The sequence below is a fragment of the Nocardia cyriacigeorgica genome (assembly GCF_029868385.1).
GTDB classification, from domain to species: Bacteria; Actinomycetota; Actinomycetes; order Mycobacteriales; family Mycobacteriaceae; genus Nocardia; species Nocardia cyriacigeorgica_F.
Window position 1 is genome coordinate 41,528 of sequence record NZ_JARWNX010000017.1, and the last position, 13,427, is coordinate 54,954.

At 68.2% G+C, this 13,427-nt stretch carries 12 protein-coding genes; 6 read left to right on the forward strand and 6 right to left on the reverse strand.

Annotation, left to right across the window (positions count from 1 at the left end; genetic code table 11):
* Window positions 1-18: 18 nt before the first annotated feature.
* The 3 genes from QH168_RS01090 to QH168_RS01100 form a co-directional block, all read right to left on the reverse strand.
* Window positions 19-1,497, reverse strand: a complete 1,479-nt coding sequence (locus QH168_RS01090) for an FAD-dependent oxidoreductase (RefSeq protein WP_280232458.1) — start codon at window positions 1,495-1,497, stop codon at window positions 19-21.
* A gap of 114 nt (window positions 1,498-1,611) precedes the next feature.
* Window positions 1,612-1,905, reverse strand: coding sequence for a hypothetical protein (locus QH168_RS01095; protein WP_280232459.1), 294 nt, complete (start codon window positions 1,903-1,905; stop codon window positions 1,612-1,614).
* A gap of 96 nt (window positions 1,906-2,001) precedes the next feature.
* Window positions 2,002-3,759 carry a proline--tRNA ligase gene (locus QH168_RS01100; protein WP_280232460.1) on the reverse strand — a complete coding sequence of 586 codons (1,758 nt, stop codon included), beginning with the start codon at window positions 3,757-3,759 and terminating at the stop codon, window positions 2,002-2,004.
* Between the two features lie 324 nt (window positions 3,760-4,083).
* Between QH168_RS01100 and ehuB the strand changes: the two genes are divergently transcribed.
* The 5 genes from ehuB to yaaA all read left to right on the forward strand — a co-directional run bounded on the left by ehuB (window position 4,084) and on the right by yaaA (window position 8,062).
* Window positions 4,084-4,971: an ectoine/hydroxyectoine ABC transporter substrate-binding protein EhuB gene (gene ehuB, locus QH168_RS01105; protein WP_280232461.1), complete on the forward strand. Its 888-nt coding sequence runs from the start codon at window positions 4,084-4,086 to the stop codon at window positions 4,969-4,971.
* Window positions 4,972-5,060: 89 nt separating this feature from the next.
* Window positions 5,061-5,783 (forward strand): ectoine/hydroxyectoine ABC transporter permease subunit EhuC, encoded by a 723-nt coding sequence (gene ehuC, locus QH168_RS01110; protein ID WP_280232462.1) that lies wholly within the window; start codon window positions 5,061-5,063, stop codon window positions 5,781-5,783.
* The gene (ehuD, locus tag QH168_RS01115; protein ID WP_280232463.1) at window positions 5,780-6,427 is read left to right on the forward strand and encodes an ectoine/hydroxyectoine ABC transporter permease subunit EhuD; all 648 of its coding nucleotides are present in this window, start codon (window positions 5,780-5,782) and stop codon (window positions 6,425-6,427) included. Before ehuC ends, ehuD begins: the two co-directional genes overlap by 4 nt.
* A 28-nt stretch (window positions 6,428-6,455) precedes the next feature.
* Window positions 6,456-7,211 (forward strand): ectoine/hydroxyectoine ABC transporter ATP-binding protein EhuA, encoded by a 756-nt coding sequence (gene ehuA / locus QH168_RS01120; RefSeq protein WP_280232472.1) that lies wholly within the window; start codon window positions 6,456-6,458, stop codon window positions 7,209-7,211.
* A 104-nt stretch (window positions 7,212-7,315) separates the two neighbouring features.
* Entirely contained in the window at window positions 7,316-8,062 is a 747-nt protein-coding gene (gene yaaA / locus QH168_RS01125; RefSeq protein WP_280232464.1) for a peroxide stress protein YaaA, read from the forward strand.
* Between the two features lie 42 nt (window positions 8,063-8,104).
* On the opposite strand, the gene QH168_RS01130 is transcribed toward yaaA, so the two are convergent.
* On the reverse strand, window positions 8,105-8,908 hold the full coding sequence (locus QH168_RS01130; RefSeq protein ID WP_280232465.1) for an alpha/beta fold hydrolase: 804 nt from the start codon (window positions 8,906-8,908) through the stop codon (window positions 8,105-8,107).
* Between the two features lie 143 nt (window positions 8,909-9,051).
* On the opposite strand from QH168_RS01130, the gene QH168_RS01135 reads away from it, so the two are divergent.
* Window positions 9,052-10,302, forward strand: coding sequence for a GAF domain-containing protein (locus QH168_RS01135; RefSeq protein ID WP_280232466.1), 1,251 nt, complete (start codon window positions 9,052-9,054; stop codon window positions 10,300-10,302).
* Between the two features lie 90 nt (window positions 10,303-10,392).
* Here the strand turns inward: QH168_RS01135 and QH168_RS01140 are convergent, their stop codons facing one another.
* Window positions 10,393-11,853, reverse strand: a complete 1,461-nt coding sequence (locus tag QH168_RS01140) for an MFS transporter (protein ID WP_280232473.1) — start codon at window positions 11,851-11,853, stop codon at window positions 10,393-10,395.
* 160 nt (window positions 11,854-12,013) lie between these two features.
* Window positions 12,014-13,276, reverse strand: coding sequence for a uroporphyrinogen-III C-methyltransferase (gene cobA / locus QH168_RS01145; RefSeq protein ID WP_280232467.1), 1,263 nt, complete (start codon window positions 13,274-13,276; stop codon window positions 12,014-12,016).
* Window positions 13,277-13,427 lie beyond the last annotated feature (151 nt).

A 13,427-nucleotide genomic window follows, 5' to 3' on the forward strand; every position in this document is an offset into this window, starting at 1 on the left:
CCTGACCTGCGATTCCCCCTACGTAACCGTAGGTTCCATGTGGCGGGCGCGCTCGCCCGCTCCGTGGCCGGATGCGCGCTCGGCGGCCTCACGACCGGCCACCCGGCCGAAGGCCAGCGCGTCGGCGATATGGAAACCGCCGTCCTTGGCCCAGCTGTAGGTGGAACTCACCTCACCGGCGGCATACAGGCCGGCGATGACCGCGGAATCGACGTCGATCACCCGCGCCCGGCCGTCACGGCGCGGGCCGCCGTTGCTCCACCCGAGCAGCGGCGCGACCTCGAGGACGTAGAACGGTGGTTGCGATACCGGAGCGAGCGTATGCGGCGCCCGCCCGAAGCTGTCATCGCGGCCGTATTCGCAGGCTTTGTTGTAGCCAGCGACGGTGCGTTCCAGTGTCGCCGGGTCCACGTCGATGTACTCGGCGAGTTCGGCGATGGTGTCCGCACGCCGGATCGTTCCGCGAGCGATCTCGGTGCTGTTGTCGGCGCTCCAGACGAAGTTCTCCATCAGCAGCTTCCAGCCGACGGGCAGCACCTGTCTGGTGGGGCTGAGCGGGCCGGCGGTGCGCATCCGCTCATCGAAGATCAGGTGGAACGGGCGCAGTGGGAACAGTTCGAGATCGCCGTTGCGATAGATGTGGCCGTGCCGGTTCTCCGCGGTCTCGTCGACGAATCGCCGGCCGTCCGGGCCGACGAACAGGTAGTGGTCGGCCGCCCACAGGGCAAGGAACGCGCCCGGCCCGTCGTCGACGCGGACACCGGTAATGGTCATCATGTTGTCCATATGCCACAGGTCGGCGCCGATGCGCTGCGCCATCCGGTGTCCGTCGCCGGTGGAATGCGGTGATCCCCAGATCGGTGCGTCGGTCAGCCGCAGATAGTCGCGCACCATCCGCGGATTCGCGGCGAATCCGCCGGTCGCCAGGACCACCCCGCCACGTGCGCCGATCCGTTGCCCGGCGGCGGTTTCCACGCCGACCACGGCCCCGTCCTCGGTGATCAACTCCGCGGCCGGGGTCGAGAAGCGGATCTCGATGCCGCGGTCGGTGAGGGCGCCGAGTAGGAACTCGTAGAGCAGGAAGTTGCCCATCTGCGCGCCGACGGTGTCCATGCCCCCGTAGCAATCGCTGCCGTCGAGCGTCAGGTATTCGGCTTCGGTGTGGTACTGCGAACTCGCACCCACCTCGGCCCCGAGATCGCGCAACCACGCCGAGTTGAGCGCTGTTTCGCGCGCCCAGGTCTGCACGACGTCATCGGCGACCGGATAGGGACCGCACAGCGAACGCAGGAACTGCGCCGCGCGCTCGGGATCACGGTTGATGAACCATCCCGACCCGGACACCCTGGTATTGCCGCCCGCGGTCGCCGCATCCGCCTTCTCCAACACCACGACTCGCGCCCCCGCCGCCTGCGCGCTCAACGCCGCGGCGGCCCCGGCCGCTCCCACCCCGACGACCACGACATCGCAGTCCTCGTCGAATCGTTCGGCAGCCATTCCGGTTCCTTCCCGCAGACGGTGGTCTCAACGCGGAGCCCACGCCCATGGTGGCGGGCACACCGGCGGCGCCCCAAGCGAACGTCCCTCTCAGCGGGAGCAAGTGCGCGCGGTTCAGTGTTCGTCGGTGGTGTCGCGGATGTCGCCGGATTCTTCGATCAGGCCGATGAAGCGGCGCACGATCCGCCAGGGCACTCGGCCGTTGTTGCACAGGACGTCGACCCGCTCGACGTCCTCGGGGACGAACTGCCCGTCCTCGGGTGTCGCGTCCGGGATGGAGACCGACAGGCGGGGTGTGGCGTCGTAGGAATCGGAGAGTTCGATCAGCTCCCAGGTCCATGCGTTGTCGGGCAGGCAGTAATAAGAGTTCACCTCGAAGCGCCGGGTGCCGTCCGTCCAAATTTCCACGCCCGAACAATTGCCTATCGCCACCGTTGGAAGCAATTCGACCCGCACAGATGTGCGCCCCGGTCCGCTACGGACCGGGGCGCACATCGCATCGGATCAGGCGCGGATCTTGGCGATCACCGCGTCGACGGCGGATTCGGCGGGCAGGTCCTCGGCTTCCCCGGTGAACCGGTTGCGCAGTTCGACCTTGCCGTCGGCCCAGCCGCGGCCGATGACCAGCACCCACGGCATGCCGAGGAGTTCGGCGTCCTTGAACTTGACACCGGGCGATGCGGTGCGGTCGTCGAAGAGGACGTCGAGGCCATGGGCGTCCAGACCGGCCACGACGTGCTCGGCGCCGTCGCGGGCGGCGGCGTCCTTGTTCGCGATGACGACGTGGATGTCGAACGGTGCGGCGGCATCGGGCCAGCGCAGGCCCTTCTCGTCGTGCTGCTGTTCGGCGATCACGGCGACCATGCGGGAGACGCCCACCCCGTAGGAACCCATGACCAGGCGCACCGGCTTACCGTTCTCGCCGAGCACATCGACCTCGAAGGCGTCGGTGTATTTGTAGCCGAGCTGGAAGATGTGGCCGATCTCGATGCCGCGCGCCGACACCAGGGTGCCGCGGCCGTCGGGCGAGGGGTCGCCGTCGCGGACCTCGGCGGCCTCGATGGTGCCGTCGGGGGTGAAGTCACGTCCGGCGACCAGGCCGACCACATGCTTGCCCGCCTCGTCGGCGCCGGTGATCCACGCGGTGCCGCTCACCACGCGCGGGTCGACCAGATAGCGGACACCGTTCGCTTGCAGGGCCTTCGGCCCGATGTAGCCCTTGACCAGGAAGGGGTTGGCGGCGAAGTCGGCATCGGTGAGCAGTTCGACCTCGGCGGGCTCGACCGAGGCGCCGAGGCGCTTGTCGTCGACCTCGCGGTCACCCGGGATGCCGATGCCGAGGATCTCGGTCTTGCCGTCCGGGTGGCGCAGCTTGACCATGACGTTCTTCAGCGTGTCGGCCGCGGTGACCGGACGCCCGTAGCGCTCGGCGAGACCGGCGCCGTTGGCCCAGTCGACCAGAGTGGCGATGGTCGGGGTGTCGGGGGTGTCGTGGACGACGGCCTCCGGCTGTCCCTCGATGGGCAGCGGTTCGGGGGCGGGGGTGACCACGGCCTCCACATTGGCGGCGTACCCGGATTCGGGGCAGCGCACGTAGGTGTCCTCACCGACGGGGCTCTCGGCGAGGAACTCCTCGGACGCGCTGCCGCCCATGGCGCCGGAGGTGGCGGCGACGATGACGTACTTGACGCCGAGCCGGGCGAAGATCCGCTGGTAGGCCTCGCGGTGGGCGTTGTAGCTGGCTTTCAGGCCGTCTTCGTCGAGGTCGAAGGAATAGGAGTCCTTCATGACGAACTCGCGCCCGCGCAGGATGCCCGCCCGCGGCCGTTCCTCGTCGCGGTATTTGTCCTGGATCTGGTACAGCGTGACCGGCAGGTCCTTGTAGGAGTTGTATTCACCCTTGACGGTGAGCGCGAACAGCTCCTCATGGGTGGGGCCGAGCAGGTAATCGGCGCCCTTGCGGTCCTTCAGGCGGAACAGCGCGTCGCCGTATTCGGTCCACCGGTTGGTGGTCTCATAGGCCTCGCGCGGCAGCAGCGCGGGCAGTGAGATCTCCTGGGCGCCGATGGCGTCCATCTCTTCGCGCACCACCTGCTCGACCTTGCGCAGCACCCGCAGGCCCAGCGGCAGCCACGAGTAGACGCCGGGGGCGACGCGGCGCACGTATCCGGCGCGCACCAGTAGCTTGTGGCTCGGCACCTCGGCGTCGGCGGGATCGTCTCGCAGGGTGCGCAGGAACAGGCGGGAGAGGCGGGTGATCACGGATGCACAGGGTAGTCGCTGGTCCGGGGCCGATGACACCGGATAAGGGATTCGCACCGGGACGGCATCCGTCGGCGGGCCACCGAACGATCTCGACAGAACAACAGGAAAATGAATTACCCACTATGCACAAACCTGAAGCATTGGATCACAAGAATATAACTTCGCCTGATTCCTGAATGTGGACTGAATATTGTTGGAGAGTCGAATTACCGGCGCGAACAATCCCATAACGGGCCGCTGACCTGCGGGGTGTCGATGAATCGGGCCACCGGATCGCCTCCGCGACACCATGGCCAGCCACCCCTGTCGAAAGGTGAGGCAGTGGTCGACACACACGGGAGATCGGTGCGCTACGCCGCGGCGCTCGCCGGAGCGGCGATGTTCGCGGCGACGCTGGTCGGATGCACCAGGACCGACACCTCCACCGAGGGCAACCTCCTGCAATCGTTGCAGGACAGCGGCACCGTCACCGTCGGCTTCGCCGGGGAGGCGCCGTACTCCTTCGAACAGGACGGCCAACTGACCGGCGCGACCGTCGCCCTGCACCGGGAGATCTTCGAGAACCTGGGTATCGACACCGTCGACGGTGTGCAGACCGAGTTCGGCGCCCTCATTCCCGGCCTCCAGGCCCAGCGTTTCGATGCCGTCAGCGCCGGAATGTCGATCCTGCCCAAACGCTGCGAACAGGCCGCGTTCAGTGAACCCGAATTCATGTACACCACCGCCTTGATGGTGAAATCCGGTAATCCGATGAACCTGTCGGATATGCAGTCGATCAAGGACAGCGGCGCCCGTATGACGGCGATGACCGGCGCCATCGAATCCGATTACGCGGCTTCGCTCGGGATCGACGCCACCCTGGTCGGCACCCCGCAGGACGGACTGGACGCGGTCACCTCCGGCCGCGCCGATGTGTTCGCGCTGACCGCGATCTCACTGAACTGGCTGAAGAACCACTCCCCCGGCGCCGATGTGGAGGTGACGCCGTCGTTCGTGGCGGTCATCGATGGCAAACCCCAGATCGGCGCGGGCGGCACCGTCTTCCGCACCACCGACCAGGACCTGCTCGCCGCCTATAACGCCGAGTTGAAGAAGATCACCTCGGACAAGGAGAAGTACCTGGCGCTCGTGGGCCCGTTCGGATTCACCGAACGCGAGCTGCCCGACCCGAATATGACCACCGCACAACTGTGTCGGGGCGAGGTCTGATCGAGCGGTGCCGGGATGAGCGGTCAGCGCCCGGACACGGTGGCGCACACGCCCACGGAGGGCGCCCGCTCGTGCCGAGGGGAGGCGATATGAGCAACTGGGATTCGTTGCGCGAGGCCCTCCCCGGCATCTGGGACGGCATCGTCGTCACCTTGCAGCTCACACTCGGCGGTGCGCTGCTGGCATTTCTGATCGCGCTGGTGCTCGGGACCGTGGTGCGGGTGCGCAATCTCGCGGTGCGCGGCACCTCGCGGGTTCTGATCGAATTCTTCCGCGGCACTTCCCTGCTGGTGCAGATCTTCTGGCTGTTCTATGTGCTGCCGCTGTTCGGTTATCAGCTCGAGCCGGTGTTCTGCGGGATCCTTGCGCTCGGCCTCAATTACGGCGCCTACGGGGCGGAGGTGGTGCGCGGCGCGCTGAACGCGGTGCCGCGCACCCAGTGGGAGGCGGCGGTCGCAGTGAACTTCGGCCCGTGGCAGCGCCTGCATCGAGTGCTGTTCCCGCAGGCCTGGGCGCTGATGGTGCCGCCGCTGACCAATCTGCTGATCCATCTGCTCAAGGGCACGGCGGTGGCCTCCTACATCACCTTGCAGGACCTGACATTCGAGATCAACAAGCTGCGGCAGTCGACCGGTGACACCCTGTTCGCCTTCGGTGTCGGCCTGGTGATCTACTTCGTCCTCGCCTATGTCCTGACGGTGGTGATGAATCTGGTCGAGACCCGCGCCAAGAGCAGGCTCGGCCGCGGCCCGACCCTGAAGGAAATGCTGCGGCTCGCACCGGACGAACCGGTCGAGGCGGTGGCGCGATGACCGTCGAATGGAGTTGGGAGCGCGCCAGGGAATCGCTGCCCGTGCTGTGGGACGGGTTCGAGATCACGCTGCTGGCCACGGTCCTCGGTTTCGCGATCGCGGCGGTGCTCGGACTGGCCATCGCGGTGGTGCGCCGCTCGTTCCCGCGCTGGGTGGCGGCGCCGGTGCACGCGGTGGCCGAATTCGTCCGGCTGACGCCGCTGGTGGTGCAGTTGCTGTTCGCCTACAACCTGCTACCGCAGTTCTCGGCGCTACAGATCGGCATCACCGTCCTCGGTATCCATTATTCGAGCTATCTGGCCGAGGTCTATCGGGCCGGGATCGAGGCCGTGCCGACGGGACAGTGGGAGGCCGCGCGGGCACTGTCGCTACCGCAGTACCGCACCTGGCTGGCGGTGGTCCTGCCACAAGCCGTCCGCGCCAGTCTGCCCGCGCTCGGCACCAACGCGGTGTCGATGTTCAAGGACACCCCGTTCCTGTTCGCCATCTCGGTGGTCGAACTCGTCACCGCCGCCCAGCAGTTCGGGGCGCGCAACTTCCAATATCTGGAACCGCTGACCCTGGCGGGCGTCTTCTTCCTCCTCGCGAGCTATCCGACGTCTGTGCTGATCAGAAGACTGGAGAAGCGCCTTGCCTACTACTGACGACGCGGTCCGCCTGGACAAGGACCCGATGATCCGCTTCGACAAGGTCGTCAAACGGTTCGGCAAGCTCGTGGTGCTCGACGATCTCGATTTCACGGTGGGGCGCGGCGAGAAGGTCACACTCATCGGCCCATCGGGTTCGGGTAAGACCACGATCCTGCGGCTGCTGATGACGCTCGAGCGGGTCAGCGGCGGGGTGATCTGGGTCGACGGCGAACCGTTGACCCATCAGCGGCGCGGCACGAAGCTGGTGCCCGCCAAGGAGAAACATCTGCGGGCGGTGCGCAAGAAGATCGGCATGGTGTTCCAGCAGTTCAACCTGTTCCCGAACATGAACGTGCTGGACAACATCACCGAGGCGCCCGTGCACGTGCTCGGGCAGTCCGAGGACGAGGCGCGTGAGCGGGCGATCGGTCTGCTGGAGATGATCGGGTTGGCCGATAAGGCGCATGCGCATCCGTCCCGGCTCTCCGGCGGTCAGCAGCAGCGCGTCGCGATCGCCCGGTGTCTGGCCATGGACCCGAAGGTCATGCTGCTCGACGAGGTGACCTCCGCGCTGGATCCGGAACTGGTCGGCGATGTGCTCGATGTGCTGCGCGATATCGCCGAGACCACCGATATCACCATGCTGATAGTCACCCATGAGATGCGTTTCGCCCGCGACGTCTCGGATCGCGTGATGATGTTCGACGGCGGTCGGGTCGTGGAGCAGGGGCCGCCGCGGCAACTGTTCGAGGACCCGCACAGCGAGCGGACCAAGGCGTTCCTGCGGGCGGTGCGCTGAGGTACGGCAACCGAGCAGACCGCGGTCTCCGGCACGACACATCGACGCTCCGGTCCCGGGGTGGTCGCCGCGCACGGGCGGCGGGCCGATTACCGTAGTCGCTCGTGCTGGTGCTGCTGCCTCCTTCCGAAACCAAATCCGACGGCGGGACCGGGGCGCCGCTCGATCTCGGTGAGCTGGCCATGCCACAGCTGACCGGGGTGCGCGACACCCTGCTCGATGAAGTGGTTCGGTTGGCCGGTGACGTGGACGCCTCCCGTGCGGCGCTCGGACTCGGCAAGGGCGCGGACACCGAGATCGCCCGCAACGCCACCGTGCGCACCTCCCCCACCCGGCCCGCGCTCGAGCGCTACACCGGTGTCCTCTACGACGCGCTCGACGCCCGATCCTTCACCAAGGTCCAGCGCGCCAAGGCCTACGCCCGGCTCGGCATCGGGTCGGCGCTGTTCGGTGCGGTGCGGGCGGGCGATCCGATCCCGGCCTATCGACTCTCCGGCGGTTCCAAGCTGCCCGGCCTGCCCACACTGTCGGCGCTGTGGCGCGATCAGCTGCCCGCGGCGTTGCGCGCCGAGGCGGGCGATGAGTTGGTGATCGACCTGCGTTCGGGCACCTACCAGCAGCTCGGCCGCGTCCCCGGCGCCGTCACCGCCACGGTGCTCACCGAACACCCGGACGGTTCGCGCACCGTCGTCTCCCATTTCAACAAGCACCACAAGGGCCTGCTCGCCCGCGCGCTGGTCCTCACCCGCGCCGAACCCACCGATGTCCGCGCCGTCGCGCGGATCGCGACCAAAGCGGGCCTGCACACCGAAATCGCCTCCCCCACCGAACTTCTCCTGATCACCCGGTGATGCTCCGGCGGCCCCGTCGCGCACGGGGCCGCCGACAACACCTCAGAGGAACTGGCCGAGGACCTCGTTGAATTTCTCGGCCTCATCGGCGAACGGCACATGCCCGCTGTTGTCGAAACGCACCGTCTTCGCCTCGGGCAGCCGTGCGGCCAGCCAGTCGTCGATCGGGCCGGGGAAGATCTGGCTGCGCGCACCGTAGATCAGCAGGGCCGGCACCTCGACCCGCGGCAGGATCGACCGGAAATCGGCGAAGGCCAGGTCGTACCAGATGGCCCGTGCGATCGAGGTCGGCGTTTTGGTGGTCTCGGCATAGGCGGCGTCGACCACCTCGGCCGGTGGCGTATCGGCGAAGCAGGCGGCGATGAACGGTTTGATCACCGAGGGCCTGGCATGCTCGAGTGCCTGGACGAACACCGACAGATCGGCCTGGGAGTAGCCGCCCATCAACGGGAAGTCCCAGTCCTCGCCGTCGAGGAAGCGCGGGGACTGATCCACGAAAGCCACCGAACGCAGTCCGGCACAACCGAATTGACTGACGTAGGACAGGATCACCGCGGTCCCCATCGACCACCCGACCAGACAGACCTCGTCGAGGCCGAGGTGATCGAGCAGGCTGCGCACATCGCGCGCGTACTGATCGAGCGTATGTCCGGCATCAGTCTTGCCCGAAGAACCGTGTCCACGGAAGTCCGGCGCGATGACCCGGTTCCCTGCGGCGAGCGCCGCAACATTTGCCTGCCAGAAGGTGCTGTTCATCGTCCATCCGTGCAGCAGCACCACCGCTCGGCCCGTGCCCTGGTCCTCGTAGAACATCGGAACACCGTCGGGCAGTTCGAAATAGGGCATACGACCTCCAGTTCAAGGTGGACATTCTCCGGAACTGTCCACCGGTAGAGCGGGCACGGGCAATGGCGTCGGGCGGGGTTGCACAGGTGCTGCATCCTTCGTGTTGCACGATGCGACCCGGCCTCGTAGGTTCGGTTGCCGCGATGAACGATGCGGATGGCGTACGGGATACGCCCCGCGCCGACCGGCGATCCGGCGGGCGGGGACCACAGTTGCGCGGCGACGTGCGCGCGTCATGGGATCGCGCGCAACGGCGCGGACTCCGTCCGGACCGGCATCTGCCACAGATCGTCGTGGGCGACGCCGAACTCGCGCAGCGCCGCGATCAGGGCGGACTGGCCGCGGTATGGCCGGTTCTGCTGTCGACGCTCGGCAGCGCGGCCGAGGAGCCCGGCCATCTGCTGTTCGCCGGTGACGCCGAGGGCCACCTGCTGTGGGTGCTCGGCGACGCCGCCGCACGGCGTGTCGCCGAGCGCGCACATCTGGTCGCTGGCGCGGACTGGCACGAAGACGCCGCGGGCACCAATGGCGTCGGCACCGCGCTGGCACTGGGCAAACCGTTCCAGGTGCGCGGCGCCGAGCACTACCTGTCGATCGCCGCCGACTACACGTGTTCGGCCGCGCCGATCCGTGACCCGACCACCGGCGCCGTCGTCGGCGTGGTGGATGTGACCTGCCGCAGCCGTGACGCACGCGCACTGGCGCTACCGCTGGTCACCGCCGCGGCGCGGCTCGCCGAGGCCCGGCTGGCCGAACTCGGCGCGCGACGTGACGCCCGGATCCGTACCCGCTACCTGGAGCAGGTGGTGCGTCGATCGGGCGCGCAGGTCGGCCTGCTGACTCCCGATGGGCGCGTCGTGCACGCCGAGCCACCGGGTTGGCTGCCGCGGATCTGGCCGGAAATACCCGCGGAAGGCCCGATGACCCTGCCGGACCGACGCCATGTCGTCCTCGAACGATTGGCCCCGGCGGGACCGTTCGCGGTGTATGCGGTACGCGGTGGCGATCCGCTGGCACGGGTCACTGTGCTGGGTCGGCGATTCGCCCGGATCAGTGTCGATGGGGTGAGCAGGCGACTCGGGCTGCGGCACAGCGAGATCGTGATACTGCTGCTGGCCCATCCGCATGGGCTCAGCGCCAACGAACTGGCCGGCGCGGTCTACGGCGGCGCCGGAAAGCCAGGCACCATCCGCGCCGAACTCACCCGGCTGCGCTCCCTGCTCGGCTACCGGCTCACCGCCAATCCCTACCGCCTGACCGACACCACGGCCGATTTCCTGGAGTCCACCTCGGGCGAGCGGCCTCCGGGGACCGCGTGGCCCGAACCGCTGCTGCTGCCGGATTCGCAGGCACCCGGCATCGTTCGGCTCCGTCAGCGCCTGCGGCCGCCGTAAAGGTCGGGCACCGGTATCGCTCGGAGGGTGCTGGTCGGCGAGACCACCACGACAGCCAGGTTGTCCGCGACGGCCAGTTCCGCACCGCGTTCAGGCCTGCTGGGCTTCTTCCTGTGCGTGCTGGGCCTGCGCGACCTCCTGCGGCGTGTAGCGCAGGGTGAGCGCGAGGATGCCGACCAGCAGCGCACCGATCGCGGCGACGAACAACACCAGGGTGTATCCACTGCCGAGCGCCACCAGCTCGGCCGGTGTCATATCCGCGGGTTTGCCGGTGCGACCGCCCTCCGACAGGGTGCGCGAGGCCGCCAGCGGGGTGAGCAGTCCGATCGCGATGGGGGTGCCGAGGCTCAGGAACATCTGGCCGATGGCCGAGAGCGGACCGATCTCGTCCTGCGGGACGCCGACCAGTACGCACAGTGGGATCAGCACGATCGCCAGACCCATGCCGAAACCGATCACCAGGAACAGCCCGAGCAGCGTCGGCACGTACCGCACATCGCCGTCGAGGGTCGAACCGAACACCAGTCCCGCCACGAGCACCACCGCGGCGCCGCTGAGCAGCCAGCGCGGCGCGACCATCATGGCCAGTTTCGACGACAGCGCACCGCCGATACCGATACCGACGGTGAACGGGATGAACGACACGCCCGCGATCAGCGGGCTGTAGCCGACCACGTTCTGCACGAACAGCCCGGCGAAGTAGGTCGTCGCACCGAGCACACCGCTGGCGAGCAGGATGATGACGAAGGTGGCGTTGCGGTCGCGGTGATCGAACAGCGACCACGGCAGCAGCGGGTTGGTCACCGAACGTTCGGCCAGCACGAAGACCACCAGCAGCACCACACCGCCCACCAGCGCGCCGATGACGGCCGGACTGTCCCAGCCGAACTCCGGTCCTTCGGTGGCGCCGAACACGATCAGCGCACAGGCCAGCGTGCCGAGGATCGCCCCGCGCACATCGAGGGTGAGTCGGTGATGGGTGGTGTCGCGCAATGCGATGACCGCACCCACGATGATGAGCGCGCCGATGGGCACGTTGATCAGGAAGATCCACCGCCAGCTGACCTCGGTGAGCGCACCACCGATCACCAGTCCGCCCACCGAACCGAGCGCCGCCATCGAACCGAAGATGGCGAATGCCTGATTACGGACCGGTCCGGGAGCGAAGGTGCTGGCGACCAGCGCGAACGCGGTCGGCGCCGCGAGGGCGGCGCCGGTGCCCTGGAAGGCGCGGGCCGCGATGAGCATGCCTTCGTTCTGCGCGAGCCCACACAACAGCGAGGCCAGCGTGAACAGCGAGACACCGAGCAGGAACATGCGGCGGCGACCGTAGGAATCGCCGATCCGGCCGCCGAGCAGCATCAGACCGGCGAACGGCAGACCATAGGCGGTGACCATCCAGGCGCTGCCGGAACTGGACAGACCCATCTCTTCTTGCAGCCGGGGCAGCGCCAGGATCACCACGGTGCCATCGAGCACCACCATGAGCTGGAGTCCGCTCAGGACGAGGATCGCGAGCCCGAAGGCCCGCCGCGTCACGGGGTACTGCATCGTCGCAGCGGCTTTGTCGAGCACAGGGAGTCACTGTAATCGACCGTCACAAGCACACCGGCCGGTACGTAGGGGCTCATGCCGGACGAGCCCGCGATGCCGATCCGTTCGGGCGCCCGGCCGCGGCCGGACCTCGGCTCGGAGAGCATCGTCGTCCCGTTCAGTCGCGCGGACCCGCGTCCGCCTCCGCGGAGAACGCGGCGGTCGGTCCGATCACCACGATGGCGGGCGGACGGATGCCTTCGGCGCGCACCCGCTCGGCCACTGTCGCGAGGTCGGCGCGCACCACCCGCTGGGTGCGCAGCGTGCCCTCCTGGATCACCGTGGCCGGGGAATCGGCGGGCCGCCCACCGGCCAGCAGCGCCTCGGCGAACTGTTCGATGCGCTCGACCGCCATCATCAGCACCAGGGTGCCGCGCAACCGCGCCAGCGCGGGCCAGTCCACCAGCGAATCCGGATGATCGGGCGCGACATGCCCGCTGACCACCACGAACTCGTGGGTGACACCGCGATGAGTGACCGGGATGCCAGCGGCCGCGGGCACCGAGATCGGGCTGGTGATACCCGGCACGACCGTGACCGGCACACCGGCCGCCACGCATGCTTCGACTTCTTCGAACCCGCGCCCGAACACATACGGGTCGCCGCCCTTGAGCCGCACCACGAACTTGCCCGCCTTGGCGCCCTCCACGAGCGTGGTGTTGATGGCCTCCTGCGCCATCGCCCGCCCGTAGGGGATCTTCGCGGCGTCGACGACCTCGACCTCCGGGCCGAGTTCGGCCAGCAGCTCCGGCGGTGCGAGCCGGTCGGCGACGACCAGGTCGGCGCGCGCGAGCAGCCGGCGACCGCGCACGGTGATCAGATCCGGATCGCCCGGCCCACCGCCGACCAGCGCGACGCCAGGAGCCACCGGGGTCGAATCATCGGTCACCACACCCGATTGCAGGGCCTCCAGCAGCGCATTGCGTACCGCGGCCGACCGTTTGTGCCTGCCACCGGCGAGCACACCGAGGGTGAGGCCGTCGTAGCGGGCGGTGGCGGGGGTGACGGCGGTGCCGAGTCTGGCGTTGTCGGCGCGCACACAGAAGACGCGCCGCCGTTCGGCCTCGGCGACGACGGCGGCATTGGTGGCGGGTTCGTCGGTGCAGGCGATGGCGTACCAGGCGCCGTCGAGATCACCGTCGGCGTAGGCGCGCAGCGTGAGCGTCAGCTGACCGGAGGTGGCCATACCCTCCACGGCCGGAGTGGCCTCACGACTGATGACGTGTACATCGGCGCCCGAGGCGATGAGCAGACCGAGCCTGCGCTGGGCGACCGTCCCGCCACCGACGACGACGACCCTTCGCCCGTTCAGATCGAGCCCGACCAGGTAGTTCGGGTCGCCTGGTTGCTGATCCTCGGTATCGGCTGACGTGTGCGGCACAAGTGTCGAGATTACGGGGCGGTTGGGTAAACCCGCGCCGGCCCCCCCGGGTCGAAACCCCGGGCGCGCCGCGCGCGCCCTGGCTGCCGTCCAATACCGAATTCATCCGCCGCATCAATGGTCTCGACAGCGTCTACGATGTGCGCGCCAC

Bases quoted from the DNA above. Each gene is read 5' to 3' on its own strand.
- QH168_RS01090 (WP_280232458.1), bottom strand. From the start codon at position 1,497: ATGGCTGCCGAACGATTCGACGAGGACTGCGATGTCGTGGTCGTCGGG.
- ehuC (WP_280232462.1), top strand. From the start codon at position 5,061: ATGAGCAACTGGGATTCGTTGCGCGAGGCCCTCCCCGGCATCTGGGAC.
- ehuD (WP_280232463.1), top strand. From the start codon at position 5,780: ATGACCGTCGAATGGAGTTGGGAGCGCGCCAGGGAATCGCTGCCCGTG.
- ehuA (WP_280232472.1), top strand. From the start codon at position 6,456: ATGATCCGCTTCGACAAGGTCGTCAAACGGTTCGGCAAGCTCGTGGTG.
- QH168_RS01130 (WP_280232465.1), bottom strand. From the start codon at position 8,908: ATGCCCTATTTCGAACTGCCCGACGGTGTTCCGATGTTCTACGAGGAC.
- QH168_RS01135 (WP_280232466.1), top strand. From the start codon at position 9,052: ATGAACGATGCGGATGGCGTACGGGATACGCCCCGCGCCGACCGGCGA.
- QH168_RS01140 (WP_280232473.1), bottom strand. From the start codon at position 11,853: ATGCAGTACCCCGTGACGCGGCGGGCCTTCGGGCTCGCGATCCTCGTC.